This window comes from Sinorhizobium sp. NFACC03, from assembly GCF_900103435.1.
Classification (GTDB): domain Bacteria; phylum Pseudomonadota; class Alphaproteobacteria; order Rhizobiales; family Rhizobiaceae; genus Ensifer.
Genome location: NZ_FMXF01000001.1, coordinates 843,711 through 869,214, shown reverse-complemented (window position 1 = coordinate 869,214; position 25,504 = coordinate 843,711). Strand labels below are relative to the sequence as shown.

Genomic DNA, 25,504 nt, shown 5'->3' with positions numbered 1-25,504 from the left:
AGTGAAATTACTGGAAGCGGAAGATGCGCTGGATCAATTCATCACTTCGCCGACGCCAGCCTGCGATCGAGCGCATCGAGCACACGCCGCGTCAATGCCGGATAGTCCTCGTCGAAGTGATGGCCACCGTCGATGCCGATGACGTCGACGCCCGTTCCCTTCAATTCAGGGCAGGCATCATCCTCTTCGTCGGTGCCGTAGATGCATTGCACCAGCGCCGGATCGATGCGCTTGATGTCGTCGAGCGGATCGCCGCCCTTGCCATCGCCTTCCGCACCCAGCCAGCCGAGCACCGACACCTTGTAGTCGACCAAGTGCGACAGCGCCATCAGCGTCACCTGGCGGACATGCGCCTTTTCGCCTGATGGCAGCAGGTTGAAGGTTCGCGGCAGAACGTCGGCACCGAAGGAATAGCCGATCAGCAGTACGTTGCGCACGTTCCAGTGCTTGCGGTAGTAGCTCATCACTTTGGCAAGGTCGTCCGCCGTCGCCTGGGGATCGCGTTCCGACCAGAAATAATGCAGGGAATCGAAGCCGACGACCGGCACCCCCTGCTGCTGGAGGACGTCGCCGACTTCCTTGTCGATGTCACGCCAGCCGCCGTCACCCGAATAGATCACCGCCATCGTATCGCGCGTCGGCTTGGCGTCGAGAATGGTCAGCGGCAGGCCGAACGGGTTGCCGGCGTCGCTTTCGCTGTCGATGATATCCGAGAGATGGTCGGACAATGCCGTGAAGGCATCATCGTCACTGTCTTCCTGATCGACATCCGGATGCTTTGCGATAAGCGCGGCCACATGCGAGCGCCCATCCGCGGAGGCTGCCGGCGAGAAGACGACGGAGACCGGGTCCGGCAAGGCACCATCGGTCAAGCCATAGACCATGCGGTCGCCTTTCTTCACCTTATCGGCCGGAGTGCAGAGCTGTTTCCTGAGCGCGATGCCCTCCTCCGGATCGACCGCCAGCGTCTGGCCGATCGTGGCTGGCGGCGTCTGGGCGGCAATCGCGAGCGCCATGGCGCCACCGGCGCCGACACCGGCAACGATCGGCAGTTGGTAGGCATCGCTGCCGATGGCGCGCTGTACCTGCTGGCTGAGCGATTCGATATCGGAGACCATGTAGATGCAGTCGCCGTCATCCTTGGCGAGCGACGCGAGATAAGCCTTGAGATCGACACCGATGACGATGGTCTTGTCACCGGTGAGCGTATCAGCGACCGCCTGCTCCTTGTCCGTCCAGCCTGAAGCATCCGAAAGCAGCACGACCAGTGCGGTCGCCTTTTCCTTGGGCAACATGATGCGCGGCGACGGGATCATCCCGGTATCGTAGCTCTTCGGCGCGTCTTCCGCGGCAGTAGGAAGAATGGAAACCGAAAGCAGCAACGCCGCCGAGGTGAGGCATTTCCAGGCGTTCGCGACACGGATCATTTCTTCACCACTCCCTTGAGACCGCCGCCGATCAGGAATGTCGCATCCATCAAGGCGAGGATCGGATTGATGCCGCCACTGGCGACAAGATAGCGCGGTTGCCACTGCGGATGAAACTTCGACTTGAAGGCGCGCAGGCCCTTGAAGTTGTAGAAGCGCTCGCCGTGTTCGAAGAAGGTACGGCCGGCCCGATCCCATACCGGCGCGATCTGGCGCGTCGACATGCCGGACAGGGGTGCCATGCCGAGATTGAAGGCGCGGAACCCCTCCCCCTTCAGATATTCCATTACCTGGGCGAAGAGGAAATCCATGGCTCCCTTCGGCGCGTCCGGCGAGAAGCGCATCAGATCGACGGTGCCCTCCTCCTTCGTCCCGGTCACGAGGATATTGGCGAAAGCGACAATGCGTCCGTTACATGTGAGGATCGCAACCGGCTGCTCCGTCAGATAGTCCGGATCGAAGGCGCCGAGCGAGAAGCCCTTTTCCTTGGCGTTGTGATGGGCGAGCCAGGCATCGGAAACAGCCGTCAGGTCGGCCATGATTTCAGGAACGTCCGCCGGCGGCACGACCTGGAACTCCAGCCCGTCGCGCTGGGCGCGGCTGACCTGCTGGCGCAAGTTTGCCCACTTGCCGCCCTTCATCTCGAAACGGGCGAGATCGACGCGCGCCAGTTCACCGAGCCGGAAGGCGCGCAGCCCCGCATCGGCATAGTAGGCAAGCCCTTCGGCCGACACCTGGTAGAAAACCGCACGACAGCCGGCGGCTCGCGCCTTCTCGATGAAATGCCAGATCAGTTCCGGCCAGGCGTCGATTGGTCCGACCGGATCGAAGAGCGCAATCCAGGAACGGGCCCGCTGCCCGTACATGATGAAGGCCCGCCGGTCGGCCGAGAACAGGATGCTCTTGTCGCCCATGCGCACCAGATTGGCGTCGGACATGTTTTGCGCCTCGACGATCGCCAAGGCGCGCTCCATCGCATCGTCGGACGCGGGCTCCGCCGCCCCGGTTGCCGGGCGCATCAGGCTCCAGATCGCAAGCATGCTGGCACCGATGGTGACGCCAAGGAGCGCCCGCAGCCCACGCGGCGCCTCGGCCGAAAATTCGAACTGCCACCAGAGCTCGTGGCTGTATTCGACATCGCGGTAGACGAAGAGCAGGACGACCAGTCCGCCGAGGCAGATGACCCCAAGCGCCGTCAGCCACGGTATGGTGAGCGCCTGGCCAAAGAGGGATGCCGGACGGACGAACAGGCGACGGCTGACGAGCAGCCCCAGGAGAAAGAAGGCGAGCATGCCCGCTTCCACCACCGCGATCGCCTTGATCAGCGACAGCAGGAGTGCGGCGATCGCAATCACGATCGACGCCCACCAGGCACCATCCAGGCGCAGCGCCAGGCCGCGGGAGACGACGACGAGCGCAAGGCCGAGCAGGCTTGCGAGGAAATGGGCGCCCTCGACGATCGGCAGGGGCAGCAGGCTTTCAAGAAAGGCCAGATTTTCGTCGGGTGTCGGCGTCACGCTCGAAAGCACCAGCATGATCGCGAGCACGACGCCGAGCGTCGCCAGCAGCAGCGGCGTCATCCGGCCGCCAACGCGCCGCACACTTGAGGCGACCGGATGGCCGGAGAGCTGGCGGAGCTCGATGCCGATAACGACGGCGATCGCAATCACCAGCGGCAGCACGTGATAGATCACGCGATAGAGAACCAGCGCGCCGAGAATGGTGTCGACATCGGTGTTGTGGCCGAGCGTCGCGATGATGATCGTCTCGAAGACGCCGAGGCCGGCTGGAACGTGACTGAGAACACCGACGCCGACGGCGAGCGAGTAGACGGCGAGGAAAGCCGGCCAGCCGATGGTGCCGGCCGGCAGGAGCACATAGAGGACGGTTGCCGAAGCGGCGAGATCGAGCGCGGTCACCAGGAACTGGCGCGAGACCGTGCGCGAATCCGGCAGCCGCAATGTCAGGCGTCCGAGGCTGACCTCGCGGCCGTCGCGCGCAAGGAAGAACACGGTGAACAACCCGCCGAGGATGACGACGGCGATCAGGCGCAGCAAAAGCGGATCGAGCCCGGTCATCGGCGCCACATATTCGCCGACCGCCAGCAGGCTGAGGCAGGTCACCGTCAGAAGGCCGAGCCCAAAGGCAAGCGTCACGAAGGCAATGATCCGGGCAATATTTTCCGGCTCGATGCCGAGGCGGGAATAGGACCGGTAGCGGATCGCGCCACCGCTCAAGGCGCCAAAACCGGCGGTGTTGCCGACCGCATAGGCGCAAGCGGCCGTCAGCGCCACATCGGCATAGGGCAGCTTGCGCCGGACATAATCGAGCGCGCCGACGTCATAGAAGGTCAGCGCCAGGAAGCTCAGCGCCGTGAAGAACACCGCCGCCGCAAGCGACGCCCAGGGCGTATCTGCCAAGGCTTGGACGACTTCATCGTACTGAACTTCGGATGTCAGGTGAAAGATCGCAAAGCCGAAGAGAGCGATCACAAATAGCGTACCAGCGGCCGAAAGAGAGCGACGGTTGCGGCGCAGGAAGGAAATCCAGCCCCCCTCCGCCTGCTGCTCGTCGTCGGTTGCGCTTTCCGAAAGGGAGGATGTCATGGGGCGCCCATGTCAATGATGAGAACATCAGCGCTTTAGCTTACCCGATACCGATCAAAAAGTGAAATATCCGTAATAAATTATCTTCTTATAAAACAATGATTTAGCCGCTGAGTTCGTTGCGGTTGAGCTTTGCCCATTGCAGCAGCATGATCGTCTTGGCGTCGCAAATCTCGCCGGTGGCGATCATAGCGAAGGCCCGATCAAGCGGTATTTCGAGAACTTCGATGTCCTCTCCCTCATGCGCAAGCCCGCCGCCATCCCCACGCTTTTCCGTGACGTCGATGTGGCCGACGAAAAAGCTCGTGCGCTCGGTGAGCGCGCCCGGGCTCATATAGGCATCGAAAAGGTGGGTGGCGCCTTCGACATGGTAGCCGGTCTCTTCCAACGCCTCGCGGGCGATCGCAACTTCCGGGGTGTCGTCGTCCAACAACCCGGCCACCGCTTCGATCATGTAGGCCTCGTCCCCCTGCAAGAGCACGGGAACGCGCAGCTGCCGCACAAGCACCACGCTTTGCCGCTTGGCGTCGACGAGCAGGATGGTCGCGGCACTGCCATGATCATGAACCTCGCGCTTCAAGGTCGCGGTCATGCCGTTCGACATGTCCTGTTCGAGCGTCACTTCCTCAAGATGGATGAACCCGTCCCAAAGCGTGCGGCGACCGATGATCCTGACGCGCGGATCGTGATGTGTGCTCATGCGAAATCCTTCGTTGGCGGCAGCCATCCGGCCGTTCCTGCCTCTAGAGCATCCCGCTTTCAAGTGGAAGCACTCGAAAGCTGAAAGATGCTCTACAATCAAAGTGCTAGAGCGTCCTTTGTGCGTTCGTCTGAACGCACGGCGTTCTAGTGAATGTGTTCCGTTGTCGCGCGGTCTTCGCGCTCCATCTGCAATGTCGTGTGATGCAGGTCGAACTCCTGGCGCAGCCGCTCTTCGATCGCCCGGCGCACCGTTTCACCATCGGCGCCCTCGGCGAGCACCGCATGGGCGGTCAACGACGGTTGGTTTTGGGTGATTGCCCAGAGGTGAAGATCATGCACCGAGATGACACCAGGCACGGCGGCGATCGTCGCGTGGACATCGGCGAGCCGCACGCCCGGCGGCACGCCTTCGAGCAGGATGTTGATGCACTCCTTCAGCAGCACCCAGGTGCGCGGGAAGACCATGAAGCCGATACCGACGGCGAGCAGGGAGTCCACCCATTTCCAACCGGTGAACCAGATGACCGCGGCACCGACGATGACGGCGAGCGAGCCGAGCATGTCCGACCAGACCTCGAGATAGGCACCCTTGACGTTGAGGCTCTCGTCCTTGTGGCTCGTCAGGAGCCGCATCGAGGCGAGATTGACGGGAAGGCCTATGACGGCGATCACCAGCATGCCGCCCGACTGGATCTCCTGCGTTTCCGACAGCCGCTTCCAGGCTTCGTAGAGAATGTAGAAGGCAACGGCGAGCAAGAGCAGCGCGTTGAAGGCGGCCGCGAGGATTTCGAAACGCGCATAACCGTAGGTGCGCAGCAGATCGGATGGGCGGCGGCCCACATGGATGGCGACGAGCGCGATCGCAAGGGCCGCGGTGTCGGTCAACATGTGCATCGCGTCGGAGATCAAAGCCAGACTGCCGGTCAGTACACCGCCGACGACCTCCGCCAGCATGAAGCCGCCGGTCAGGCCGAGCGACGCCCAGAGCCTCGAAACCGGCGTGCTACCGACATCTGCATGGTGGTGGTCGCCGCTCATGGAGGGTTCCGTCTGCCGTTGAACAACCTGATTTAGCGCGCCAATCTGACCCAGACCCTGTTGTCGTGGAAGGCGGCACCGCCATAGGGCGCCACCGCATCGGCACCGGTCAGGACGTTGATCCCTTCCCCGTCGAGATGGGCGCCGTTCGGCCAGAGCCCTTCTGCGATCACAACGCCGCGACGCGTTCCCCCGCCGATCTTCGCATGCAGGCGGATCTCACCACGCTGGTTGCCGAGCTGAACGATATCGCCATCGGCGATGCCGAGCGCCTCGGCGTCTTCGGCATGGAGCATCACTTCCGGGCGCACTTCCTTCTGAATCGAAGAAGGCGTCTCGGCAAAGGTCGAATTGAGGAAGGAACGGGCCGGCGAGGTCGCGAGGCGGAAGGGATGCTCGGCGTCCGCAACCTCGATCAGGTCGACATGGTCAGGGAACTCCGGCAGCGCTGCATGCGGCCCCTGAATGCCCATGGACTTCGGCGGCCGGTTCGCCGCCGGCGTTCCCGTCCAGTCCGGCTTGAAGCGGAACTTGCCGTCCGGATGACCGAAGCCTTTGAGGTAGTGCGCGTCTTCGAATGCCGGCTGGCAGTCCAGCCACTTCTCTTGTCTCATCTCCTCGTAGCCGATGCCGTAGTTGGCAAGCAGCCGGTCGATATGCTGGCGCTCCGTCAGGCCGAAGCCGGCATGGTCGGCAACGCCCAAGCGCTTGGCCAGTTCCTCGATGACGAACAGGTTTGTGCGCACGGTCGACGGCGGCTCCACCACCTTCGGGCCGATCAGGATGTGATGGTGACCGCCGCCACGATAGAGATCGTCATGTTCGAGGAACATGGTGGCCGGCAGCACGATATCGGCGACGGCAGCCGTATCGGTCATGAACTGCTCGTGCACCGCAACGAAAAGATCATCGCGCAGGAAGCCACGCTTCACCAGCCGCTGTTCCGGCGCGACGTTCACCGGATTTGTGTTCTGGATCAGCATCGCCGTCACCGGACCTCGGTGGCGCAGCGCCTCGGCATCGCCGGTCAGCACGCGACCGATCTGCGACTGGTCGAGCATGCGGACATCCGGATCGTGGAAGGCCGAGCCGATCAGTTCGCGCTTGTCGAGCTTGAAGATATCGTTGTTGGAGTGGAAGGCACCGCCGCCTTCATGCTTCCAGGAGCCAAGAACGGTGGCGACGGAGGCGGCCGCATGGATGGCGACCGAGCCGTTGCGCTGGCGGGTAAAGCCGTAGCCGAGGCGGAAATAGGTTCTGGGCGTCGTGCCGACAAGCTTGGCGAAGGCTTCGATTTCATCGACCGAAAGACCAGTGATGGCGGAAGCCCATTCCGGTCCGCGCGACTTGAGATGTGCTTCGAGCCCGGCGGGGTCGTCGGCGAATTCCGTCATATAGGCCCGGTCGGCATAGCCGTCGCGAAAGGCGATGTGCATAACGGCGCAGGCGAGCGCTGCGTCGGTGCCGGGCTTCAAGACGAGACCCATATCTGCCTGTTTGACCGTCGGGTTGTCGTAGATGTCGATGACGACGATCTTTGCGCCGCGATCCTTGCGCGCCTTCACCGCGTGCGTCATCACGTTGACCTGGGTCGCGACAGCGTTCGTCCCCCAGATCACCACGCAATCGGCCTTGGCCATCTCGCGCGGATCGGGTCCGCGCAAGGCGCCGGTCGCCATGGCGAAGCCGGTCCAGGCCATGTTGGTGCAGATCGAGCCGAAGAAGCCGGAGTAACGCTTGGCGTGGCGCAGGCGCTCGATGGAATCGCGCTGCACTTGCCCCATGGTTCCGGCATAGAAGTAGGGCCAGATCGCCTCCGCACCGTGTTTCTGCTCGGCGCGGATGAACTGGTCGGCGATCTCGTCGAGCGCCGCCTCCCAGCTGACGTCCTGCCAGTTCCCCTCACCCTTGTCGCCCTTGCGCCGCTGCGGCACCATGAGGCGGCCGGGATGGTAGATGCGCTCGGAATAGCGCGCCACCTTGGCGCAGATCACACCGGCGGTGTAGGTGTTGGCGGAAGCGCCACGCACGCGGCCGATCCGCCCTTCGGCAGTCAGATCCACCTCCAGCGCGCAAGCGGAGGGACAGTCGTGCGGACAGACCGAATGGCCGATCGATTTTTCTGCTTTGATGGGGGTCGCAACGTTCATGGCTTTTCTATATGGCATCGACAAACGGGCTCAAAGAGCCAATCGTTCACCCATCGCAACAATTGATCTCAGCCATCGGCGGCGCTCATGAACTATCGGCACATCTACCACGCGGGCAATTTTGCCGACGTCCTGAAGCACGCGGTGCTGGCACGCCTCGTCACCTATCTCCAGCAGAAGGAGAAGGCGTTTCGCGTGCTCGATACCCATGCCGGCATCGGGCTTTACGACCTCTCCGGCGAAGAGGCGCAGAAGACCGGGGAATGGCGCGACGGCATCGGCCGGCTTCTCGAGGACGATCTGCCTGTCGAAATCGCTGCGATCCTCGCCCCGTATCTCGAAACCATCCGTACGCTCAATCCCGGCAGCGAGCTGAAGCTTTATCCCGGCTCGCCGAAGCTTACGCGCATGCTCTTCCGTCCGCAGGACCGGCTGTCTGCCATGGAGTTGCACCCGGACGACTATGAAACCCTGCATCGGCTTTTCGACGGCGACTTCCAGAGCCGGATCACCGAACTGGACGGCTGGCTGGCGCTCGGCGCCCATCTGCCGCCGAAAGAGAAGCGCGGGCTGATCCTCGTCGATCCGCCCTTTGAAAAGGAAGGCGAATACGAACGCCTCGCCGATGGCCTGGCGCGCGCCTACCGGCGCTTTGCCGGCGGCATCTATTGCCTCTGGTATCCAGTGAAGCAGGGCGCGCCCATCAAGGCTTTCCACGAAGCACTGAAGGCGCTCGAAATTCCGAAGATGCTCTGCGCCGAACTGTCGGTCCGCAGCGACCGCGAAACCACCGGCCTCTCCGGCTCCGGTCTCATCATCGTCAATCCACCCTTCACGCTGAAGGGCGAACTCGATCTGCTGCTGCCGTTCCTGAAAGCACGGTTGGCGCAGGATCGCTTCGCCTCCGCCCGCTGCTTCTGGCTGCGCGGTGAAGAACAGGCAACCCGAGGGGCTTGACGGACGGGCGCGACACACCGCAATCTCCTGTGACGATATAGGGAGACGCCCATGACTCGCACGCTCGCAGCAACGCTTCTCATCTCGCTTTCCCTCGCCGCCGCCGCAGCGCCGGGCGCATCCGCCGCCGACTATATCGGCAGCGGCCAGGTCCAATCCTATAACGCAGGTGTTTGCAGCGAGTCCTCGGTGCTCGGTTTCATCACTTCGCGCTTCGAATACCGGGATGCGAACTACCTGCACGCCAATCTGTCGATCGCCGATATCCGCAACATGGGACAGAACCGGCAAGAGTTCCGCGATGAGACTCATCTGGTCGAGCGTGAATATTGCTATGCTACGGCGGTCATGACCGACGGCCAGCAGCGCTCGCTCTACTACCTCATCGAACGCCCCTGGGGCTTTGCCGGCGTCGGCAGAAGCATCGAGTTCTGCGTCGGCGGGCTTGATCCCTGGTATGTCTATGGCGCGCATTGCGCCTCGCTCCGCTAATCATGAAAGCAATCCGGAATGCGCGCCGGCTTCTGCCGGCGCTTCTCGTTGCGGCTAGCCTGGCCGGCTGCAGCGATCAGAGTACCGAGAAGGCGCCGCCGGCTGCCGAGACGAAACCTGCAAAAGCAATCGCCGCGGTGCCGGTCGGCAGCGGATTCGATTTCTATGTGCTTTCGCTCTCCTGGTCGCCGACCTGGTGCGGCGACAACGATCCCAACGGAAAATCCAGCCAATGCGAGATCGGCAGCAACCGCGGCCTGATTGTGCACGGCCTATGGCCTCAGAACGAAAGAGGTTTCCCGGATTTCTGCCCGACGCGGCAATCGGACCGTGTGCCCTCCTCGCTCGGCAAGCGGTATCTCGATCTCATTCCGTCGATGGGCCTGATCGGCCATCAGTGGCGCAAGCACGGCACCTGTTCCGGGCTCAGTCAGGAGGACTACTTCGCCGTCACACGCGCGGCCTGGAACAGGCTCGCGCTACCAGCAGAACTCTCCCCGCCCCGGCAACAAACGAACATGTCCGTCAACGCGATCGAAAGCACGCTCGTCGCCCAAAACCCTGGCATGACAAAAGACGCGGTCGCGGTTACGTGCGAAGGCAACATGCTCGAAGAAATCCGGATCTGCTTCGACAAGTCGCTGAATTTCCGATCCTGCCCGGCGGTCGATCGCCAGGCATGCAGGAAAGACAGCGTTTCACTGCCTCCGGCTCCATAGGTATTTGTTCTTAGGCAATTCCGGACGCAATTCCGCTTCGCACTCTCGTCGGAATTGCTCTGGACCAGAAGAAAGACGCTCGATGAAGATACTGTACTCTCCTGCCTCGCCCTATTCGAACAAGGTTCGGATGGCGGCGCATTATGCCGGGTTCTCCGCCGACAGCGTCCTGACCGACACCGGAGCCAATCCACCCGAACTGATCGGCAACAATCCGCTCGGCAAGATACCGACACTCATCCTTAACGATGGGCGTTCGGTCTATGACAGCCGCGCGATCATGCACTTCATCGATCGGGAAACGAAGGGCAAGCTTTACCCGAAGAACGCGGGCAAGCGGACCGATGTCGAGATCCTCGAAGCTTTGTGCGACGGTGTCTGCGACAGCCTGCTGGCGATCGTCTACGAGAAACGTTCACACCCGCCGGAGAAGGTGCATCAGCCCTGGATCGACCGGCAATGGGAAAAGGTCGAACGCAGCCTCGACCATCTGAACGCCAACCTGCCGAAGACCGGAGCCAAGCTCCATGGCGGCCATTTCGCCCTTGCGGCGATGCTGCGCTACATCGAGTTGCGCTTTGCCGGCGAATGGCAGAAGGGTCGCGCCAAACTCAAGAACTGGCCGGAGAAGTTCGAAAAGCACTTTCCCGACTATTCCAAGTTCAAAGCGTAGGAAACGCGCACAAAAAAGGCCGGGTCGCCCCGGCCTTCTTGTTTGATCCGGCGAGAGCCGATCAGAACTTCACGCCCATACCGACGCGAACGCTGTGTTCGTCGTAACCGGAGGAGACGTTGGTGCCGCCCATCCGGAAGTCCTTCGAGCCGTAGTCCGTGTAACGGTACTCGACGCGTGCGGTGATGTTGTCGGTGACAAAGGTTTCCGCGCCGGCACCTGCGGTCCAGCCGACCATGGTGTTCTTGTCGGAAGCGCCACCAACGGTGCCCTTGGCCTGGCCGACGGCGAGACCGGCGGTGCCGTAAAGCAGAACCGGGTTCAGATCGACGCCGACGCGTGCGCGCAGCGAGCCGTTGACGCCCTGCTTCATGCGCAGGTTGCCCTTGCTCGAATCCTGACCGGAGTAGCCGACATCCGCTTCGCCGCCGTATACGATCTGGCCGCTCTGCATGTTGTAGCCGCCGTAGAGACCGCCGCCGAAGCCGGCTGCCGTGTTGCTGCCGGTCGCGTCAAACTGACCATGGTGCCAATCGGCGGTACCACCGACATAGGCGCCCGACCAGTTCTTCTGCGCCGGCTCGGTGTATTCGGCCTGCGGAGCAGCCGGAACTTCGTCGATCGCATCAGCAGCCTGGGCGGCCTGGAAGGCGATGAGGGTCATAGCCGAAGCCATGAGGGTGGTGGTGAGCGTACGCATAAATATTCTCCTTTTCGTACCGATGCCCCTTGGGCTTGGGGTCCCACAGTGAAACATCGGACAACTTTCAATTAACCCGCCCGGTTGAGCTGAAATTGGTCAGCAAATGCGGATTCACAAGAGCCAAAATGTGAAATTTTGGTGGCACAAACACGCCCGAAATTTGATGTTGCCTTGGCGCAACAGGGAATTTATTAACCATGATTCAAGATTAACGAAAGATATACTATACACATACAAAATAATACAATTTACGCCAATTCCATTAATTTTTCGGCAAGGAACTGTCAGGGAGTGTTTCAGGCTCACGTTTCTTGCCTATATCTTGGTCGGCTGACGCGAAGATTCGAAAAAGCGGGATGAAACGTTGAAGAAAGCACGGAAGGCCGCCCTCGTGACCGGGGGCGCCAAGCGGATCGGCAAAGCTATAGTTGAGGACCTCGCGGCCCATGGCTTTTCGGTCGCCATTCATGCCGACGCCTCATTTGACGAAGCGGAAGCTCTGGTCGAAGCACTCTCGAAAGGTGGAACGAAGGCCATCGCGCTTCGCGCCGACCTCACCGATACGGCGGAGACTTCGACGCTCATCGCACGCGCCGCAGAGGCGCTTGGCCCGCTGAACCTGCTCGTCAACAACGCCTCGGTCTTCAAGAAGGACAGCCTCGACGCTTTCGACGAATCAATCTGGGATCAGCACTTCGCCCTGCATGTGAAGGCCCCTTCCCTGTTGGCGCGCGATTTCGCTGAACTGCTTCCGGCGGACGCCAATGGACTCATTGTCAACGTGATCGACCAGCGCGTCTGGGCTCCCAATCCGCGCTTTTATTCCTATATGTTGTCGAAGTCGGCGCTTTGGACCGCTACCCGGACGATGGCGCAGGCGCTCGCCCCGCGCATCCGCGTCAACGGTATCGGCCCCGGGCCGACTTTGCCAAACGAGCGGCAGGACCCGCAGGATTTTGAGGCGCAGGTCGAAGCCCTGATTCTCAGACGCGGGCCGACGCTCGACGAATTCGGACGGACGATCCGCTTCCTGTTCGACACGCCGTCGATTACCGGACAGATGATCGCGCTTGACGGGGGCCAGCACCTCGCCTGGGAAACGCCCGACATCAGGGAGATAGTGGAATGAACGGACGCGTGCCGACAGACGGCGGCATCCTCTATGACGGCAGCGAAGCGGAAGACGACGACGATCTGATCGAGGTCGCAGAAAGCACGAGTGCCACGCCACCCGTCGAGTGGAACGAGAATCGCGCCGAAATGGAAGGCTTGAAGGGCGCAGAGCTGATCCAGGCCTTCGTCAAGCTCCTGCCAAACGGCCCTGGCGTCTACCGCATGTTCAACGAGACCGGCGACGTTCTCTATGTCGGCAAGGCGCGCAGCCTGAAGAAGCGCGTCAGCAACTATGCCCAGGGACGCGGCCATTCCAACCGCATCGCGCGCATGGTGCGCGAGACCGCCAACATGGAGTTCGTGACGACGCGCACCGAGATCGAGGCGCTGCTGCTCGAAGCGAACCTGATCAAGCGCCTCCGGCCGCGCTTCAACGTGCTTTTGCGCGACGACAAGTCGTTTCCCTATATTCTGGTGACGGGCGACAGCCGGGCGCCGGCGCTTTACAAGCACCGCGGCGCACGCAGCCGCAAGGGGGACTTCTTCGGCCCCTTCGCGTCGGCTGGTGCCGTCGGGCGAACGATCAATTCGCTGCAGCGCGCCTTCCTGCTCAGGACCTGTACCGACAGCGTCTTTGAGACCCGGACGCGCCCCTGCCTGCTCTACCAGATCAAGCGCTGTTCGGCGCCCTGCACCCGCGAAATCAGCGACCCCGACTATGCGGAACTGGTGCGCGAAGCCAAGGACTTCCTGTCGGGCAAGAGCCAGGCGGTGAAGGCAACCATTGCGGCTGCCATGGGCGAGGCTTCGGAGAACCTCGACTTCGAGAGGGCCGCCCTTTACCGCGACCGGCTGGCAGCGCTCAGCCACGTCCAGAGCCACCAGGGCATCAATCCCGCCGGTGTCGAGGAGGCCGATGTCTTCGCGATCCATCACGAGGGCGGCATATCCTGCATCCAGGTCTTCTTCTTCCGCACCGGTCAGAACTGGGGCAACCGCGCCTATTTCCCGAAGGCCGACCCGTCGCTGCCGACAGCGGAGGTGCTCTCGCAGTTCCTGGCACAGTTCTACGACGACAAGCCCTGTCCCCGGCAGATCCTTCTCTGCGAGGCGGTGGAGGAGCAGGAACTGCTCGGCCAGGCGCTGAGCGAAAAGTCCGGATACAAGGTCGCGATCCAGGTGCCGCAGCGCGGCGAGAAGAAGGATCTCGTCGATCATGCGCTCGCCAATGCGCGCGAAGCCCATGGCCGCAAGCTGGCGGAAACCGCCTCGCAATCGCGCCTGCTCGAAGGCTTCTCGGAAACCTTCAAACTGGAGCGCGCACCGCGCCGCATCGAGATCTACGACAACTCCCACATCATGGGCACCAATCCCGTCGGCGGCATGGTGGTGGCGGGGCCGGAAGGTTTCGTCAAAGGCCAGTACCGCAAGTTCAACATCAAATCGACCGACATTACGCCGGGCGACGACTTCGGCATGATGCGGGAAGTGATGACGCGGCGGTTCTCGCGACTGCTGAAGGAAGAAGGCAAGCCGGACCGGACCGTAGAGTCTGACGACGGCGCTTTCCCCGCCTGGCCCGATGTAATCCTCATCGACGGCGGCCAGGGCCAGATGACTGCCGTGCGGGCCATCCTCAAGGAGCTCGACGTCGAAGACTGCGTCACCGCGATCGGCGTCGCCAAGGGTGTCGACCGCGACGCCGGACGCGAACGCTTCTTCGCGCTTGGCCGCGACAGCTTCACGCTGCCGCCACGCGATCCGGTGCTCTACTTCATCCAGCGGCTGCGCGACGAAGCGCACCGTTTTGCGATCGGCTCGCATCGCGCCCGTCGCAAGAAGGAGATGGTCAAGAACCCGCTCGACGAAATCGCCGGCATCGGGCCGACGCGCAAGCGTGCGCTGCTGACGCATTTCGGCACCGCGAAGGCCGTCTCGCGCGCGGGCATCAACGACCTGATGGCCGTCGCCGGGATTTCCGAGACGGTGGCCCGGCTGGTCTACGAACATTTCCACGACGATGGTGCCAAATGACAACCGGGTGTCACAATTCACCGGGCGTTCACATGGAATCAGGCAAATATGACAATTGCCGCGTGATGACCTGTTGACCTCCGGTCAGCAAAGTCATTCTGTACCTGACGAACCAGAGAACACGAATCCATGCCCACGCCCGTCGCCTACAGCATCCCGAATCTGCTCACCTATTTCCGAATCCTGATCGTGCCGCTGATCGTCCTTTGCTTCTTCATCGAAGGGCGGCTGCATAGTTCGGATTTCGCGCGCTGGACGGCGGTCACGCTCTTCGCGATTGCGTCGATCACCGACTTCTTCGATGGCTATCTCGCCCGCATCTGGAAGCAGACGTCGAACATCGGCAAGATGCTCGATCCGATCGCCGACAAGCTGCTGGTCGCATCGATCCTGCTGCTCGTCGCTGCCGATGGTACCATCGCCGGCTGGTCGATTTGGGCTGCGATCATCATTCTCTGCCGCGAAATCCTGGTGTCGGGCCTGCGCGAATATCTGGCGGCACTCAAGGTCAGCGTACCCGTCACCCGCATCGCCAAGTGGAAGACGACGATCCAGATGGTCGCGATCGCCTTCCTGCTCGCCGGTCCTGCTGGCGACAAGATTTTGCCCTATACGACGGAAGCGGGTATCGTGCTCCTGTGGATCGCCGCCGCCATCACGCTCTACACGGGCTACGACTATTTCCGCGCCGGCCTCAAGCACGTGGTCAACGAATGAGCACCGTCAATCTCGTCTATTTCTCCTGGGTGCGCGAGCGCATCGGCAAGGGCGAAGAGACCCTGGACGTTCCCTCAAGCGTCGTTACCATCGCCGACCTGCTTCAGCATCTGAAGACGCTCGGCGAGGAATACGAGACGGCGCTCGAACATGAAAATGTGATCCGCGCGGCCATCAACCAGGAACATGTCGACCACAAGGAGCCGATCGCCGGCGCCCGCGAGATCGCCCTGTTCCCGCCGATGACGGGCGGCTGAGCCCATGAACGCGCCGGTGAACGTGCGCGTCCAGCGCGAGGATTTCGACCTCAATACGGAGGTCGCGAAGCTCTCTGCCGGACGGGCCGATGTCGGCGCGGTCGTCACTTTTTCCGGGCTTTGCAGAGATGAAGCGGGCACGCTCGCTGCCCTCGAACTCGAACATTATCCAGGCATGGCCGAAGCGGAGATCGAACGCATTTGCCACGAGGCGGTCGAGCGCTTCTCGCTGCAGGCCGCCACCGCCATTCACCGCTACGGCAAGATCATGCCCGGGGACAACATCGTCCTCGTTGTCGCCGCGTCGCGGCACCGGCAGGCCGCCTTCGACGGCGCCAACTTCATCATGGATTTCCTGAAGACCTCAGCGCCTTTCTGGAAGAAGGAGCACCTTGACGACGGCACCACCGGCGGCTGGGTCAGCGCCAAGGATGCGGACGACACGGCGCGGGACCGCTGGTCGACGAAATAGCGCTGCGCTGGCACGCGAACTTCCGTGGCACATCCGCTAATCAGGGAATGATCTTCTCCTTGCGCGTCACCGCAAGCACGATCACCAGAAAGCCGAAGATTGCAAAGTCGCGCCAGAGGATCGGACCGTAAGCGCTCCACAGCGTTTCCAACAGGCCGATCCCGGCGGCACCGAGTGCGGCGTAGAGCGGCGAGGCCTGGCCGCCGATCGCGGCGATGAACAGCACCTTGACGCCGAAGGTGAGGCCCGTGCCAAAATCCATGTTGCCGTAGTAGGACGCAGCGAGAATGCCGCAGACGGCGGCGATCAAAGATGCCGCGCCATAGGCGGCGATGTAAACGGTCGCGGCGTCGACACCGCAGAGCGCTGCAGCCCCCCTGTCCTCCGATACGGCGCGCCAGAACCGCCCTGCCCGGGAATGCGTGAGATACCAGTGCCCGGCCGCCACGAGCGCAGCCATGAGCACGGTGTTGCCGAGCTGGATGACCGTCAAGGTCACCGGAAAGCGAGGATCGTCCCAGAAGACGATATTCCCGTTCAGGAACGGCGGCAGCCACAGGCTGCGTGTTTCAGAGGCGAGCCGCGCCGCTTCCATCAGCACCAACAGGCAGCCGAGCGAAGCGACGACGACGGTGTTGGCTGACGAAAAGGCGAGCGGGCGCATGACATAACGCCCGGCGACGAGCCCGGCGCCAACGCTGAAGCTCAGGGCCGCGGCCGCGCCGAGGCCAAGGGCGGCCGGCAACACCAGCCACAGCCGGTTCCAGCCGAAATCAGCAAACAGCACGAACATCTGGCCTGAGAAGGCAAAGAGCGCGCCATAGGTGAGATCCGCCCGACGCGTCACCGCGAAGGCGATGGCATAGCCGAAGGCGAGCGCCGCATAGAGCGCAGCGATTGGGACGGCATTGGCGAGCTGCTGCAGAAAATAGAGCATGGCGCATCCGGAGCGTGACAAGATCAATATAACTGGTAAAATCAATTTTACCAGTTAGGATTTTCGCATGACCTTCACCTGGACAGCCCATCGATTTGCCGGCGGCGCATTGGCGCTGGATGTGGCCAATTCCATCATCCTACGCGCCGATCCGGAGCGCCGGATCGACCGTTTCGCCGATGTTGCGGCAATCGATTCTTTTGCGGAAGCGGCCAACCGTTTCGGAGCAGAGAGTGCCCGCTTCGGTGCGCTGGCGCCCGTCGCAGCGGAGAATCGCGGCCGGCTGCTGCAGCTGCGCGAAGCGACTGACCGGCACTTTCGCGCGGCGATATCGGCCACGGGACGGCCGGAGTTCTTGGCCGATTTGCTCGAGGCGATTGCGGCGGTTCTGCGCGGTTCCCTGCCCCACGTCGGCGCACTTTCGCTCGACACGGCGACCGCGCAATCTGCCCTCAGCCTTGCCGCCAGCACCGAGCCCGACCGGCTGAAGATCTGTCCGAATTGCGGATGGCTGTTTCTCGACCGCAGCCGCAACCGCAGCCGGACCTGGTGCGACATGGCCGTCTGCGGCAATCGCACCAAGGCCAAACGCCACTACCATCGCAACAGGGAGGAAACCGGCTTATGACGAGGATGATCGTTACGCTTGCGGCGGCCGCCATCACACTGCTCGCCGCCGGGTGCCAGCGCGAGACCGGTCCGGATCCGCTGAAGCTGACGGGAAAGATGTTCGTCTTCAACTATCGTCTCGCCTATGCGGTCTACACGATCACGCTTCAGAAAACAGAGCCCGTGCCCGAGGGCAGCGTCGTCATTGCCACCTTCGAGAATCCAGTGGGCGGCGCGCCGTTCACGCTGACGCGCAAACTTTTTCCAAAGCTCGACAGGGTGGTGCTGGAAAGTCCTGATTTGACCTGTGTGAAAAAGGAAAGGCCTTATGCGGTGACGATCGAGGTCAAAGGACCTGCCGGCGAAACGCTGCAGAAACTGGAGACCACGGTCGTCTCCGATATCGACCAGGACATCCTGCCGGCGAAGCCGCTGGTCGAAGGCCCCGCTTACGACAAGAACCCCGAGGTCTTCAGGGACGGCAAGGCGCCCGAACGTTTCGAGACGGCGACTTGCCCGATATGAAAAAACCGGAGCATTTCCGCTCCGGTTCAAATCCGAGTCAATTCAAGCCTTTGCGGCTCGAACCGAAGATTTTGAATCAGCCGACGATCTCGGTGCCCGAGAACCAGTAGGCGATTTCTTCAGCAGCGGTTTCCGGAGCATCCGAACCGTGAACCGAGTTTTCGCCGATCGACAGGGCGTGAACCTTGCGGATGGTGCCTTCGTCAGCGTTTGCCGGGTTGGTGGCGCCCATGACTTCGCGGTTCTTGGCGATTGCGTTTTCGCCTTCGAGAACCTGAACGATGGTCGGGCCGGAGGACATGAACTCGACCAGTTCGCCGAAGAACGGACGTTCCTTGTGAACGGCGTAGAAGCCTTCGGCTTCGCGGCGGCTCATCCAGACGCGCTTGGAAGCGACGACGCGCAGGCCGGCATCTTCGAGCATCTTGGTGATGGCGCCGGTCAGGTTGCGCTTGGTCGCGTCCGGCTTGATCATCGAGAAGGTACGTTCAATAGCCATTGGCTCAAATCCCTTGTTTCTTGAGAAGTGGCGGTTCATTAGCCGCCAATCCCGCGCAAAACAAGGGGGTTCACCGATGATTCGGCTCGGGCCAAGCGGGTTTCACGCAGCCGTCACACTACGTCCAAGCCCACCGTGCAGATCGAGGCACCGCTCGAACCAATCGGTGACGGGATCGCCTAGCTGAAGCAGGCGCTGCGGCGAGACGATGCGCGCCCACTGAAACGCGCCGAAGACGATATAGTCAGCGAAAAGCGGCGACGCGCCGCCCAGAAAATCCTGAAACTTCAGCATATGGCGCAAAGGCTCAAGTTTCTCTGCGAGGGTTTCGAGCGCGGCGCCACCGCTTTCGGCTACCGCTTCAAGCGACTTGCCAAAGCGCTTCTCCCGGCTCTGCCGGAAGTAGGCCTGATCGACCGGATCGAGGCGATCGTGAATATCCCTGATGATGATGCGGGTGATGGCGGGATGCAGCGTCGTCTGCGACCAGCCCTCGACGAAGCGGGAGACCGCCATCGCCCCCTCACCGGCGAAGAGCGGCGGGCGATCCGGATAGGTTTGTTCGAGATAAAGCGCGATCTCGAAGCTGTCCTTCACCAGACGTTCACCGTCACGCAGCAGCGGCACCAGGCTCGTCGCTCCATCCTCGACCGCGGGGATCTCGGTGAAGCCGATCGGCACGACGTCGAAATCGAGCCCCTTGTGCGCGAGCGACATCTTCGTCTTCCACACATGCGGCGAGAAAGGACGCGTCCTGTCGGCCCCGCAAAGCGAATAGAGTTTTCTCGACATATAAACTCCCGGTCGGTTGGCGTCCCGTTGAACGACAAATCGGCCACGTCATCAAATCAGTAAATTTCATGAGTGATATCAGCCACAGAAATGCGGTTTCGAGTTAGCTTCGCCGCCCCTTCAAAGGAGATACCCGATGCTCGATCACTTTCGCATGTTCGCCGACTATAACCGCTGGGCGAACCGCCTGATCTATGCCGCTGCGGCAGAACTGACCGATGCCGAATTGCGGGAAAGCCGCGGCGCCTTCTTCGGCTCGCTGCTGGCGACCCTCAACCATATCCTCGTTGCCGATCGGGTCTGGATGAAGCGCTTTACGCACGAGGGCGACGCCCCCACCGCGCTCGACACGATCCTCCATGAGGATCTGCCGGCGCTTGCCGCTGCCCGCACTGTCGAAGACGAACGCATCATTGCCTGGATCGACGGCCTGAGTGATGCACGCCTCGGCGCCGACCTCACCTATACGCCGCTCACCAGCCCCACGGTCATCACGCAGAAGCTGGCGCCGACGCTCGGGCATTTTTTCAACCATCAGACCCATCATCGCGGCCAGGCGCATGCGACGCTGACCGCACTCGGCCGCCCATCGATAGCGCTGGATCTCGCGTATTTCCTGAGAACCGAAGGGTCTCCAACCCAAGCGACCGCAGTGGTCGGAGCTCACGCTCCCGCCACTCCGCAAGCTTCTTGAGCACCAGGCGCTGGCCGAGCCAGGCGACCAGGCCGAGCGCGACACCGCCAACGATCGACAGGACCGAAAACACCACGGACGGCAGCGCCGGCTGCAGCGGCAGCATCAGCAACTCCGGCACGAAGCGGTGCAGGATGTAGATGTGGAAACCCGCCGCCGATAGAGGCAGGATGAGCTGTGCCGCCCAGCGCGGCACATTGATGCGCGGAAAATAGAGCAGCGCCGCGAGGACAGCGATCTGCAGGAGGTACTTGACCTTCGTCCCGATCCACACCCCCTCGTATAGACCGAAGAACAGCAACGCCCCCGTGGCGGATAACATCAGCAACAGGCGCTGCTTGCCGGTTTCTGCGACAGCGGCGCACCAGCCGATGACCGCGAGATAGAAGATCCACGGCAGGGTAAAAATCTGGCGATTGCCGATCGGCCACAGGAGCGGCAGCGCCAGCCGGGCGGCGAGCGCCGCCAGGAGCAGGCTCATACCGGCGGCGAAAGGCCTTGCCGACACGAGCCGCCGGAATTGCGGGATGGCGAAGAGCCCGACGAAGACGAGCATCATCTGGCAATAGGCTTCGATGAACCAGTAGAGATACGGCACCATGCCGTGCGTCTCCGGCAGGGCCACACCGAAATTGCCGACGAGGAAGACCGAGGCCCAGGGCACCTCGCCCCAGGCGACCGCATAGGCGGCGACGATCAGATAGTATGGCACGAGCACCTGGGCGAGTGGGCGCAGGATGGCCAGGCCGTCTCCCGCCAGAAGCGGGCCCATCTGGAAGCGGGCGAGGCTGAAGCCCGCGAGAACGACCATGGCTGCCGATCCGCCGGGGATGGGCCAAAGCAATTCGTGGTGCAGCACGACCAGCAGAATGGCCAGTGCGCGGATCACCAGATCCATCTCGATCCGCCGCGTGGCGGTCTCGCGGCGCTCCTGCGCCGATAACTCGACGATAGACAAGGTCTCCCAGGCGTCGGGAACCTGTCCCAGCGCCTTTTCCAGACCGATCGAGAGCTGAACGAAGCGCAGGGAATCGCCGCCCAGCGACACAAAACTGTCGGAGCGCTTTACCCTTTTCGGATAGAAGACCTGCGCAAAAAGCTCTTCGATGCCGCCGTTGTCGTCGTCAACGTTCGCCGCTGCCTGGCGGGCTGCCATGTTGAGCGCGTTGTAGTCGACCTTGCCGCTGGCAAGCCGCGGCATTTCGGCGAGGGGGGTGGCCTTGAGATGCGAAAGCGTCAGCCCGCTTGCCTGTGCGAGGAACCGTCTGATCTCTTCCGCATCGCGGCTGCCGGCATAAAAGGCGTGAAGGCCGGCATCGTCACCGACGACAGCAGCAGTAATGCCGCGCCTTTCGAGCGCCGCTTCCAGCACATCGTGAGCGATCCTGAGGCCCGCGATCTTGGAAATCCGCTTCATGCGGCCGACGATCTGGAACAGGCCGTCGGCATGGCGCATCGCGAGGTCGCCGGTGCGCAGTTCGGTGAGTTCGGCGCCGCGGCAGAGATCGTCACGCGACGTGGCATAGCCCATCATGACGTTCGGGCCGCGATAGACGAGTTCGCCGGCCACACCGTCGTTTTCAATCGGCGCTCCGCTCTCGTTCTCGATCAAAAGGCGCCCACCGGGGATCGCGACGCCGATCCTGTCCTCGTTGCCGGCAAGCAGGGCGGGCGGCACATAGGCGATCCGCGCGGTGGCCTCGGTCTGGCCGTACATGGCGAAAAAGGCAGCGCCTTGAGCTTTGAGGTGGTCGCTGTACAGACGGATGACGTCCGGGCTCAATCGACCGCCGGCCACTGTCATGAAGCGCAAGCGCGGGAACCGCCGATCGCGGAAGCCCACCTTCTCCAGCAATTCGTAGGAATAGGGCACGCCCGCAAGGTTGGTACTGTCGCTTGCAGCGAGACCTTCGAGAAAATCGGTATCGAGGATCGATCCACCGGGAATATAGAGGCTGGCGCCGACTGCCAGGTGAGAATTCAGCACCGACAGGCCGTAGGAATAATGGAGCGGCAGAATGAGGCAACCGCGGTCATCCGCCGTCAGGCCGAGATAGTCGGCGATGGACGCGGCGTTTACGGAGATGTTTTCCCGGGACAAGCGGACGGCCTTGCCACAACCGGTGCTGCCCGATGTCGAGAGCATCACCGCCAGCTCGGAATGCGGCGCACTGCCATTTTGCCGCAGCGGCTGTTCCGTGCGCCAGCGGCCGTCAATCCGGCGAAAGGCATGATCGGGATCGAAGGCATCGACCCAGGATCCGGCGGCCCCGTTCTTCGGGGCTTGCATCGCCACGGCATGTCCAGCTGTCAGCGCTGCCAGATAAGCGACGATGGCATGTTCGGAAAGCTCGGCCTCGTTCGCCACCAGCCCACGCGGGCCGCGGAAGGACGGCGCCTGGCGCGTGACCCGCTCGCCGAGTTCCCGATAAGTGACAACCCGCTGCCCGGAAAAGACCAGCGCCGGCCGGTCGCCCCATTTCGCCAGATCCGCAATGAACGAGAGGGACATCCTTGACCGTCGCTGTTTGCCTCGGGCCCCCATGCCCGATTTAGCAGCGCCGAATATAATTGGTGACTAAAGGCGTCAAGTATAAAGATTGCCCGGACTGACGGCTGTCAGTTGGCATGCGATTCTCGGTTGCGCCGCCGCCTGGCAGATGAAATTCAGCAACCATACCGGGCAGGAATAGGCGACTGCCCGAAATCTTCAGACTCCCTTAAATGCAGCCTTCCATAGTGCATCGATCCGGACATCACCATCCGACAGGCATTGAGGAACACGACAGAATGACCAGGCAAGTTCCAGCGGACGCCAGCCGATCGCAGGCGAGGCAGGCGGCGATCATTCTGAAGGTGGCGCACGCAATGTCCGCGCACGGTGTCGCTGCCCTGCCCCGCAACTACGAGCTTTTCTACGAGGCGCTGTCCGGTCGCCTGCCCCAGCTTTCCCGGGAGCTTCCCGAGCTCGGGCACAATCCGCAACAGGACTTGCTGGACGCCTTGGGCCTCAAGCATCACCTCGTCTCCCACGCGGCCCTCGCCGCGGACCGGGCGAGAGCCGCAGCCCAGGAAGCCCTCGCCGACATGGCCAGCACGCTCAAGCTTGCGCTGGCGCAGAAGCAGTCATTCAAGACCGAACTCGATCATTTCGCCGGTCGGTTGGCAGCTGACCCTGTCGTCGGCCTGTCGGAGTTCGCGGACGACGCCGCGCGGCTGCGCGAAGCGGCAGGCCGTTTGATGAACGAAGAGAATGCTCTGCAGCACGCCTTGGAAACCAGTGCGCAGCGCATGGCCGAACTCGAGGGAGATCTCGCCGAAAGCCGCCGGTCGCTCACCCGCGACCCCGCTACCGGCTTGCCGAACCGTCTGGCGCTGACGGCGAAGCTCGACTCCATTCTCGAAACGGAGCGAACCGACCAGCCGGTTGCCATGCTTCTCGTCTCTGTCGAAGGACTTCGCGAGATGGCCGAGCACCACGGCGGCACGGTTGCGAGCAAGGCGCTTACCAAGCTGTCGGCGCTGTTTCGCAAGTCGATCAAGAAGAACGACTTCGTCGCCCGCGTGGGTCAGCAGGACTTCGCCTTCGTCTGCCGGGACGCCAGCGTCGAAAACGCCGAAGCCATTGTTCGGCGCCTGTGCCAATCCGTGGAGGAACTGAAGGTAACCCTTCCGGGGCGCGCGCACACCGCCGAGACGCTCTCGCTTGCGGCCGGCATCACCATAGCGCAGCCGGCATCGACGAGCGCCGATCTCCTGACCCAGGCCGAATTGGCACTGGCCGGCGCGCGCGATGGCGCCGGCATCCTCTGTTATTCGGCGGCACTCGGCCGCGACCGCGGCAGGACCTACGGTCAGAACGCCGCCTGAGTGTCGCGCGTCAGGCGGCGACCGGCTGGCGGTTTTCGTCGATCTCCGTCGCCTTCTCCCGCAGACAACCAAGCAGGCGAAAGAGTTCGGTGCGCTCGCAATCATCGAGCGCCGAGAACAATTCGTCGATCGTGCGATGACGTGGCTGTAGCGCCGCTTCCAGTGCGAACCGGCCGCGATCGGTGATCGAGATGATCTTCGCGCGGCGATCCTCCGGGTCCGCGTCACGGACGACCATGCCGTCCCGCTCCAACCCGTCGATCGCTTCGGTGACGGTTCTCGCCGCAAAACCGAGCGCTGAAGCGATATCCGCGCAGCGACAGGGCCCCAGCCTGTTGAGATAGAACAGGAATTTGCTGCGCGCGAGCGAAACGCCTTCCTCCGACATCGATGTGTTCACCAGGCGATGAACGCACTGATAGAGATCGAAGAGCCGCTCGGCGACTTCGATTTTTTCTGTCATGGCAATGTACCTCATTTGGCAACGCCAAAACGAAACAACCCGGCCCCGCGTGGCGGGACCGGGCTGTTCGGTCAACCGTTTGGCGTGACTTACTGTTTGTTTTCGTCGGCCTGGCCGAGAGCCTTGGCGCCGCTGCCGGCGATCGCGCCGGTTGCCGTCGTGTCGACGGATCTGTCTTCGACGCCCGCATAATAGTCGCCGCGGCTGGTCGTGCTCGCGGAGACACCGGTGCCGGCGGACGCTTCGGCGCGGCCGGTGAAGAGCGGCGTGGAGCTCACACCCTCATAGTAGCTGCCGCCGGCCACAGCGGCCGACGCGCCGCCAAGCACGGCGGCCGCAACGAGGATCGCGGCAATGGACTTCTTCATAGATCGGTTCCTTGGTGGAGATAGACGGTGGGGGCTAAGCCCCGCCTGGGCGCTTGGGAGGTCGCCTCATAGGATCATGGCAATGATCAATCAAATCCCTTGAAAGAGGGTGCGGGGAGAAACCCGCACCCCTTCTTCGTCGCGGTTAGCGCGAAATACCCTGATAGTATTCACCTTCGCCGCCGATCACGCTCTTCGGCGCAACGCCGTAGTTGACGACCGAACCGGTCCGGGTGCTGTCAACATAGCCAGCTTCCGAATTGCCGATGGTGAAGGAGGTCTTGCCGGTGACGGCAGGCGTGCGCTCGGTGTAGAGCGGCGTCGGGCTGACGCCTTCGTAGTAGCTGCCGCCGGCGAAGGCAGCGGAGGCGCCACCGAGGATAGCGGTTGCAACGAGAGCGGCGGAAAGAGCGGTCTGGATTGCAGTTTTCATGGTCTTCACTCCTGGGAGGCTCGTTCACATGAACGAGGTTTCATCTAAATTGTCCGTGGCCGGATCGGTCGTCTCTCCAAACGCGGGGCCCTTGCCGATGGCGTTCAGTCGATCGAGGCGGTCAGAAGAGCGTTCCCCGCCCTTCCGTTATTGAGATGGTCCCTCACGATGAGGATGTGTAGTATCGATTGTCGGAACGCCTTGTTCAAAAATCGATAACAATGACCCCTTGAAATCGCGAACGGTCACAAGAG

25 protein-coding genes and 1 pseudogene are annotated in these 25,504 nt (G+C 62.4%); 13 read left to right on the top strand and 13 right to left on the bottom strand.

The genetic code is table 11. From position 1 onward, the window contains the following. Nucleotides 1–41: 41 nt before the first annotated feature. The 5 genes from BLU35_RS04225 to BLU35_RS04205 all read right to left on the bottom strand — a co-directional run bounded on the left by BLU35_RS04225 (nucleotide 42) and on the right by BLU35_RS04205 (nucleotide 7,941). Nucleotides 42–1,427, bottom strand: a complete 1,386-nt coding sequence (locus BLU35_RS04225; RefSeq protein ID WP_093232192.1) for a virulence factor family protein — start codon at nucleotides 1,425–1,427, stop codon at nucleotides 42–44. Then, on the bottom strand, nucleotides 1,424–4,033 hold the full coding sequence (gene mprF / locus BLU35_RS04220; RefSeq protein ID WP_093232191.1) for a bifunctional lysylphosphatidylglycerol flippase/synthetase MprF: 2,610 nt from the start codon (nucleotides 4,031–4,033) through the stop codon (nucleotides 1,424–1,426). Before mprF ends, BLU35_RS04225 begins: the two co-directional genes overlap by 4 nt. Before the next feature lie 103 nt (nucleotides 4,034–4,136). Beyond that, on the bottom strand, nucleotides 4,137–4,733 hold the full coding sequence (locus BLU35_RS04215; protein WP_058329471.1) for an NUDIX domain-containing protein: 597 nt from the start codon (nucleotides 4,731–4,733) through the stop codon (nucleotides 4,137–4,139). A gap of 146 nt (nucleotides 4,734–4,879) precedes the next feature. Further along, nucleotides 4,880–5,773: a cation diffusion facilitator family transporter gene (locus BLU35_RS04210; RefSeq protein ID WP_093232190.1), complete on the bottom strand. Its 894-nt coding sequence runs from the start codon at nucleotides 5,771–5,773 to the stop codon at nucleotides 4,880–4,882. Between the two features lie 32 nt (nucleotides 5,774–5,805). Beyond that, a complete protein-coding gene (locus BLU35_RS04205) occupies nucleotides 5,806–7,941 on the bottom strand; it encodes a molybdopterin-containing oxidoreductase family protein (protein ID WP_093232189.1) in 2,136 nt (711 codons plus the stop codon). Between the two features lie 69 nt (nucleotides 7,942–8,010). On the opposite strand from BLU35_RS04205, the gene BLU35_RS04200 reads away from it, so the two are divergent. The 4 genes from BLU35_RS04200 (at nucleotide 8,011) to BLU35_RS04185 (ending at nucleotide 10,764) form a co-directional block, all read left to right on the top strand. Then, a complete protein-coding gene (locus BLU35_RS04200) occupies nucleotides 8,011–8,880 on the top strand; it encodes a 23S rRNA (adenine(2030)-N(6))-methyltransferase RlmJ (protein WP_058329401.1) in 870 nt (289 codons plus the stop codon). Between the two features lie 51 nt (nucleotides 8,881–8,931). Beyond that, a complete protein-coding gene (locus BLU35_RS04195; RefSeq protein ID WP_058329402.1) occupies nucleotides 8,932–9,372 on the top strand; it encodes a hypothetical protein in 441 nt (146 codons plus the stop codon). A 2-nt stretch (nucleotides 9,373–9,374) separates the two neighbouring features. Continuing rightward, nucleotides 9,375–10,091 (top strand): ribonuclease T2 family protein, encoded by a 717-nt coding sequence (locus tag BLU35_RS04190; protein WP_057252646.1) that lies wholly within the window; start codon nucleotides 9,375–9,377, stop codon nucleotides 10,089–10,091. 82 nt (nucleotides 10,092–10,173) lie between these two features. Beyond that, the gene (locus BLU35_RS04185) at nucleotides 10,174–10,764 is read left to right on the top strand and encodes a glutathione S-transferase (RefSeq protein WP_093232188.1); all 591 of its coding nucleotides are present in this window, start codon (nucleotides 10,174–10,176) and stop codon (nucleotides 10,762–10,764) included. Nucleotides 10,765–10,825: 61 nt separating this feature from the next. Here the strand turns inward: BLU35_RS04185 and BLU35_RS04180 are convergent, their stop codons facing one another. Further along, on the bottom strand, nucleotides 10,826–11,464 hold the full coding sequence (locus tag BLU35_RS04180) for an outer membrane protein (protein ID WP_057252653.1): 639 nt from the start codon (nucleotides 11,462–11,464) through the stop codon (nucleotides 10,826–10,828). A gap of 367 nt (nucleotides 11,465–11,831) precedes the next feature. Here BLU35_RS04180 and BLU35_RS04175 point away from each other — a divergent pair, with 367 nt between their 5' ends. The 5 genes from BLU35_RS04175 (at nucleotide 11,832) to BLU35_RS04155 (ending at nucleotide 16,060) form a co-directional block, all read left to right on the top strand. After that, nucleotides 11,832–12,596: an SDR family oxidoreductase gene (locus tag BLU35_RS04175; protein WP_057252655.1), complete on the top strand. Its 765-nt coding sequence runs from the start codon at nucleotides 11,832–11,834 to the stop codon at nucleotides 12,594–12,596. After that, the gene (uvrC, locus tag BLU35_RS04170) at nucleotides 12,593–14,614 is read left to right on the top strand and encodes an excinuclease ABC subunit UvrC (protein WP_093232187.1); all 2,022 of its coding nucleotides are present in this window, start codon (nucleotides 12,593–12,595) and stop codon (nucleotides 14,612–14,614) included. The genes BLU35_RS04175 and uvrC overlap by 4 nt, the downstream gene beginning before the upstream one ends. Nucleotides 14,615–14,743: 129 nt before the next feature. Next, nucleotides 14,744–15,331 carry a CDP-diacylglycerol--glycerol-3-phosphate 3-phosphatidyltransferase gene (pgsA, locus tag BLU35_RS04165; RefSeq protein ID WP_057252657.1) on the top strand — a complete coding sequence of 196 codons (588 nt, stop codon included), beginning with the start codon at nucleotides 14,744–14,746 and terminating at the stop codon, nucleotides 15,329–15,331. Further along, nucleotides 15,328–15,588: a molybdopterin converting factor subunit 1 gene (moaD, locus tag BLU35_RS04160; RefSeq protein ID WP_093232186.1), complete on the top strand. Its 261-nt coding sequence runs from the start codon at nucleotides 15,328–15,330 to the stop codon at nucleotides 15,586–15,588. The genes pgsA and moaD overlap by 4 nt, the downstream gene beginning before the upstream one ends. A gap of 4 nt (nucleotides 15,589–15,592) precedes the next feature. Beyond that, entirely contained in the window at nucleotides 15,593–16,060 is a 468-nt protein-coding gene (locus BLU35_RS04155) for a molybdenum cofactor biosynthesis protein MoaE (RefSeq protein ID WP_093232185.1), read from the top strand. 40 nt (nucleotides 16,061–16,100) lie between these two features. Here BLU35_RS04155 and BLU35_RS04150 read toward each other — a convergent pair whose 3' ends face one another. Beyond that, nucleotides 16,101–16,997, bottom strand: coding sequence for a branched-chain amino acid ABC transporter permease (locus BLU35_RS04150; RefSeq protein WP_093232184.1), 897 nt, complete (start codon nucleotides 16,995–16,997; stop codon nucleotides 16,101–16,103). 67 nt (nucleotides 16,998–17,064) lie between these two features. Here BLU35_RS04150 and BLU35_RS04145 point away from each other — a divergent pair, with 67 nt between their 5' ends. Both BLU35_RS04145 and BLU35_RS04140 read left to right on the top strand, forming a co-directional pair. Continuing rightward, a complete protein-coding gene (locus tag BLU35_RS04145; RefSeq protein ID WP_093232183.1) occupies nucleotides 17,065–17,625 on the top strand; it encodes a CGNR zinc finger domain-containing protein in 561 nt (186 codons plus the stop codon). Then, nucleotides 17,622–18,131 (top strand): hypothetical protein, encoded by a 510-nt coding sequence (locus BLU35_RS04140; protein ID WP_162728060.1) that lies wholly within the window; start codon nucleotides 17,622–17,624, stop codon nucleotides 18,129–18,131. Before BLU35_RS04145 ends, BLU35_RS04140 begins: the two co-directional genes overlap by 4 nt. Before the next feature lie 76 nt (nucleotides 18,132–18,207). Here the strand turns inward: BLU35_RS04140 and ndk are convergent, their stop codons facing one another. Together ndk and BLU35_RS04130 are read right to left on the bottom strand one after the other, a co-directional pair. Further along, a complete protein-coding gene (gene ndk, locus BLU35_RS04135; RefSeq protein WP_034803877.1) occupies nucleotides 18,208–18,630 on the bottom strand; it encodes a nucleoside-diphosphate kinase in 423 nt (140 codons plus the stop codon). 102 nt (nucleotides 18,631–18,732) lie between these two features. Beyond that, the gene (locus BLU35_RS04130; RefSeq protein WP_093232182.1) at nucleotides 18,733–19,422 is read right to left on the bottom strand and encodes a glutathione S-transferase family protein; all 690 of its coding nucleotides are present in this window, start codon (nucleotides 19,420–19,422) and stop codon (nucleotides 18,733–18,735) included. A gap of 136 nt (nucleotides 19,423–19,558) precedes the next feature. On the opposite strand from BLU35_RS04130, the gene BLU35_RS04125 reads away from it, so the two are divergent. Then, the gene (locus BLU35_RS04125) at nucleotides 19,559–20,116 is read left to right on the top strand and encodes a DinB family protein (RefSeq protein WP_093232181.1); all 558 of its coding nucleotides are present in this window, start codon (nucleotides 19,559–19,561) and stop codon (nucleotides 20,114–20,116) included. Here BLU35_RS04125 and BLU35_RS04120 read toward each other — a convergent pair. Next, nucleotides 20,082–22,628 (bottom strand): annotated as a pseudogene (locus BLU35_RS04120) (non-ribosomal peptide synthetase); the annotation flags it as partial. The gene BLU35_RS04125 and the pseudogene BLU35_RS04120 overlap by 35 nt on opposite strands. 278 nt (nucleotides 22,629–22,906) lie before the next feature. Between BLU35_RS04120 and BLU35_RS04115 the strand changes: the two are divergent. Further along, nucleotides 22,907–23,986, top strand: a complete 1,080-nt coding sequence (locus BLU35_RS04115; RefSeq protein ID WP_176907121.1) for a GGDEF domain-containing protein — start codon at nucleotides 22,907–22,909, stop codon at nucleotides 23,984–23,986. Nucleotides 23,987–23,996: 10 nt separating this feature from the next. On the opposite strand, the gene BLU35_RS04110 is transcribed toward BLU35_RS04115, so the two are convergent. The 3 genes from BLU35_RS04110 to BLU35_RS04100 all read right to left on the bottom strand — a co-directional run bounded on the left by BLU35_RS04110 (nucleotide 23,997) and on the right by BLU35_RS04100 (nucleotide 25,250). After that, nucleotides 23,997–24,449 (bottom strand): MarR family winged helix-turn-helix transcriptional regulator, encoded by a 453-nt coding sequence (locus BLU35_RS04110; protein WP_093232179.1) that lies wholly within the window; start codon nucleotides 24,447–24,449, stop codon nucleotides 23,997–23,999. Nucleotides 24,450–24,538: 89 nt separating this feature from the next. Beyond that, nucleotides 24,539–24,817, bottom strand: a complete 279-nt coding sequence (locus BLU35_RS34855) for a hypothetical protein (protein WP_143032887.1) — start codon at nucleotides 24,815–24,817, stop codon at nucleotides 24,539–24,541. 145 nt (nucleotides 24,818–24,962) lie between these two features. Then, the gene (locus BLU35_RS04100; RefSeq protein ID WP_057252679.1) at nucleotides 24,963–25,250 is read right to left on the bottom strand and encodes a hypothetical protein; all 288 of its coding nucleotides are present in this window, start codon (nucleotides 25,248–25,250) and stop codon (nucleotides 24,963–24,965) included. Nucleotides 25,251–25,504: the final 254 nt, after the last annotated feature.

What these genes read in the sequence shown, in the direction of transcription:
- BLU35_RS04145 (WP_093232183.1), top strand. Translation starts at nt 17,065, where the DNA reads ATGACCTTCACCTGGACAGCCCATCGATTTGCCGGCGGCGCATTGGCG.
- BLU35_RS04140 (WP_162728060.1), top strand. Translation starts at nt 17,622, where the DNA reads ATGACGAGGATGATCGTTACGCTTGCGGCGGCCGCCATCACACTGCTC.
- BLU35_RS04200 (WP_058329401.1), top strand. Translation starts at nt 8,011, where the DNA reads ATGAACTATCGGCACATCTACCACGCGGGCAATTTTGCCGACGTCCTG.
- BLU35_RS04210 (WP_093232190.1), bottom strand. Translation starts at nt 5,773, where the DNA reads ATGAGCGGCGACCACCACCATGCAGATGTCGGTAGCACGCCGGTTTCG.
- BLU35_RS04185 (WP_093232188.1), top strand. Translation starts at nt 10,174, where the DNA reads ATGAAGATACTGTACTCTCCTGCCTCGCCCTATTCGAACAAGGTTCGG.
- mprF (WP_093232191.1), bottom strand. Translation starts at nt 4,033, where the DNA reads ATGACATCCTCCCTTTCGGAAAGCGCAACCGACGACGAGCAGCAGGCG.
- pgsA (WP_057252657.1), top strand. Translation starts at nt 14,744, where the DNA reads ATGCCCACGCCCGTCGCCTACAGCATCCCGAATCTGCTCACCTATTTC.
- BLU35_RS04115 (WP_176907121.1), top strand. Translation starts at nt 22,907, where the DNA reads ATGACCAGGCAAGTTCCAGCGGACGCCAGCCGATCGCAGGCGAGGCAG.
- uvrC (WP_093232187.1), top strand. Translation starts at nt 12,593, where the DNA reads ATGAACGGACGCGTGCCGACAGACGGCGGCATCCTCTATGACGGCAGC.
- BLU35_RS04205 (WP_093232189.1), bottom strand. Translation starts at nt 7,941, where the DNA reads ATGCCATATAGAAAAGCCATGAACGTTGCGACCCCCATCAAAGCAGAA.
- BLU35_RS04125 (WP_093232181.1), top strand. Translation starts at nt 19,559, where the DNA reads ATGCTCGATCACTTTCGCATGTTCGCCGACTATAACCGCTGGGCGAAC.
- BLU35_RS04155 (WP_093232185.1), top strand. Translation starts at nt 15,593, where the DNA reads ATGAACGCGCCGGTGAACGTGCGCGTCCAGCGCGAGGATTTCGACCTC.
- moaD (WP_093232186.1), top strand. Translation starts at nt 15,328, where the DNA reads ATGAGCACCGTCAATCTCGTCTATTTCTCCTGGGTGCGCGAGCGCATC.
- ndk (WP_034803877.1), bottom strand. Translation starts at nt 18,630, where the DNA reads ATGGCTATTGAACGTACCTTCTCGATGATCAAGCCGGACGCGACCAAG.
- BLU35_RS04190 (WP_057252646.1), top strand. Translation starts at nt 9,375, where the DNA reads ATGAAAGCAATCCGGAATGCGCGCCGGCTTCTGCCGGCGCTTCTCGTT.
- BLU35_RS04215 (WP_058329471.1), bottom strand. Translation starts at nt 4,733, where the DNA reads ATGAGCACACATCACGATCCGCGCGTCAGGATCATCGGTCGCCGCACG.
- BLU35_RS04110 (WP_093232179.1), bottom strand. Translation starts at nt 24,449, where the DNA reads ATGACAGAAAAAATCGAAGTCGCCGAGCGGCTCTTCGATCTCTATCAG.
- BLU35_RS04130 (WP_093232182.1), bottom strand. Translation starts at nt 19,422, where the DNA reads ATGTCGAGAAAACTCTATTCGCTTTGCGGGGCCGACAGGACGCGTCCT.
- BLU35_RS04225 (WP_093232192.1), bottom strand. Translation starts at nt 1,427, where the DNA reads ATGATCCGTGTCGCGAACGCCTGGAAATGCCTCACCTCGGCGGCGTTG.
- BLU35_RS04150 (WP_093232184.1), bottom strand. Translation starts at nt 16,997, where the DNA reads ATGCTCTATTTTCTGCAGCAGCTCGCCAATGCCGTCCCAATCGCTGCG.
- BLU35_RS04100 (WP_057252679.1), bottom strand. Translation starts at nt 25,250, where the DNA reads ATGAAAACTGCAATCCAGACCGCTCTTTCCGCCGCTCTCGTTGCAACC.
- BLU35_RS04195 (WP_058329402.1), top strand. Translation starts at nt 8,932, where the DNA reads ATGACTCGCACGCTCGCAGCAACGCTTCTCATCTCGCTTTCCCTCGCC.
- BLU35_RS04180 (WP_057252653.1), bottom strand. Translation starts at nt 11,464, where the DNA reads ATGCGTACGCTCACCACCACCCTCATGGCTTCGGCTATGACCCTCATC.
- BLU35_RS34855 (WP_143032887.1), bottom strand. Translation starts at nt 24,817, where the DNA reads ATGAAGAAGTCCATTGCCGCGATCCTCGTTGCGGCCGCCGTGCTTGGC.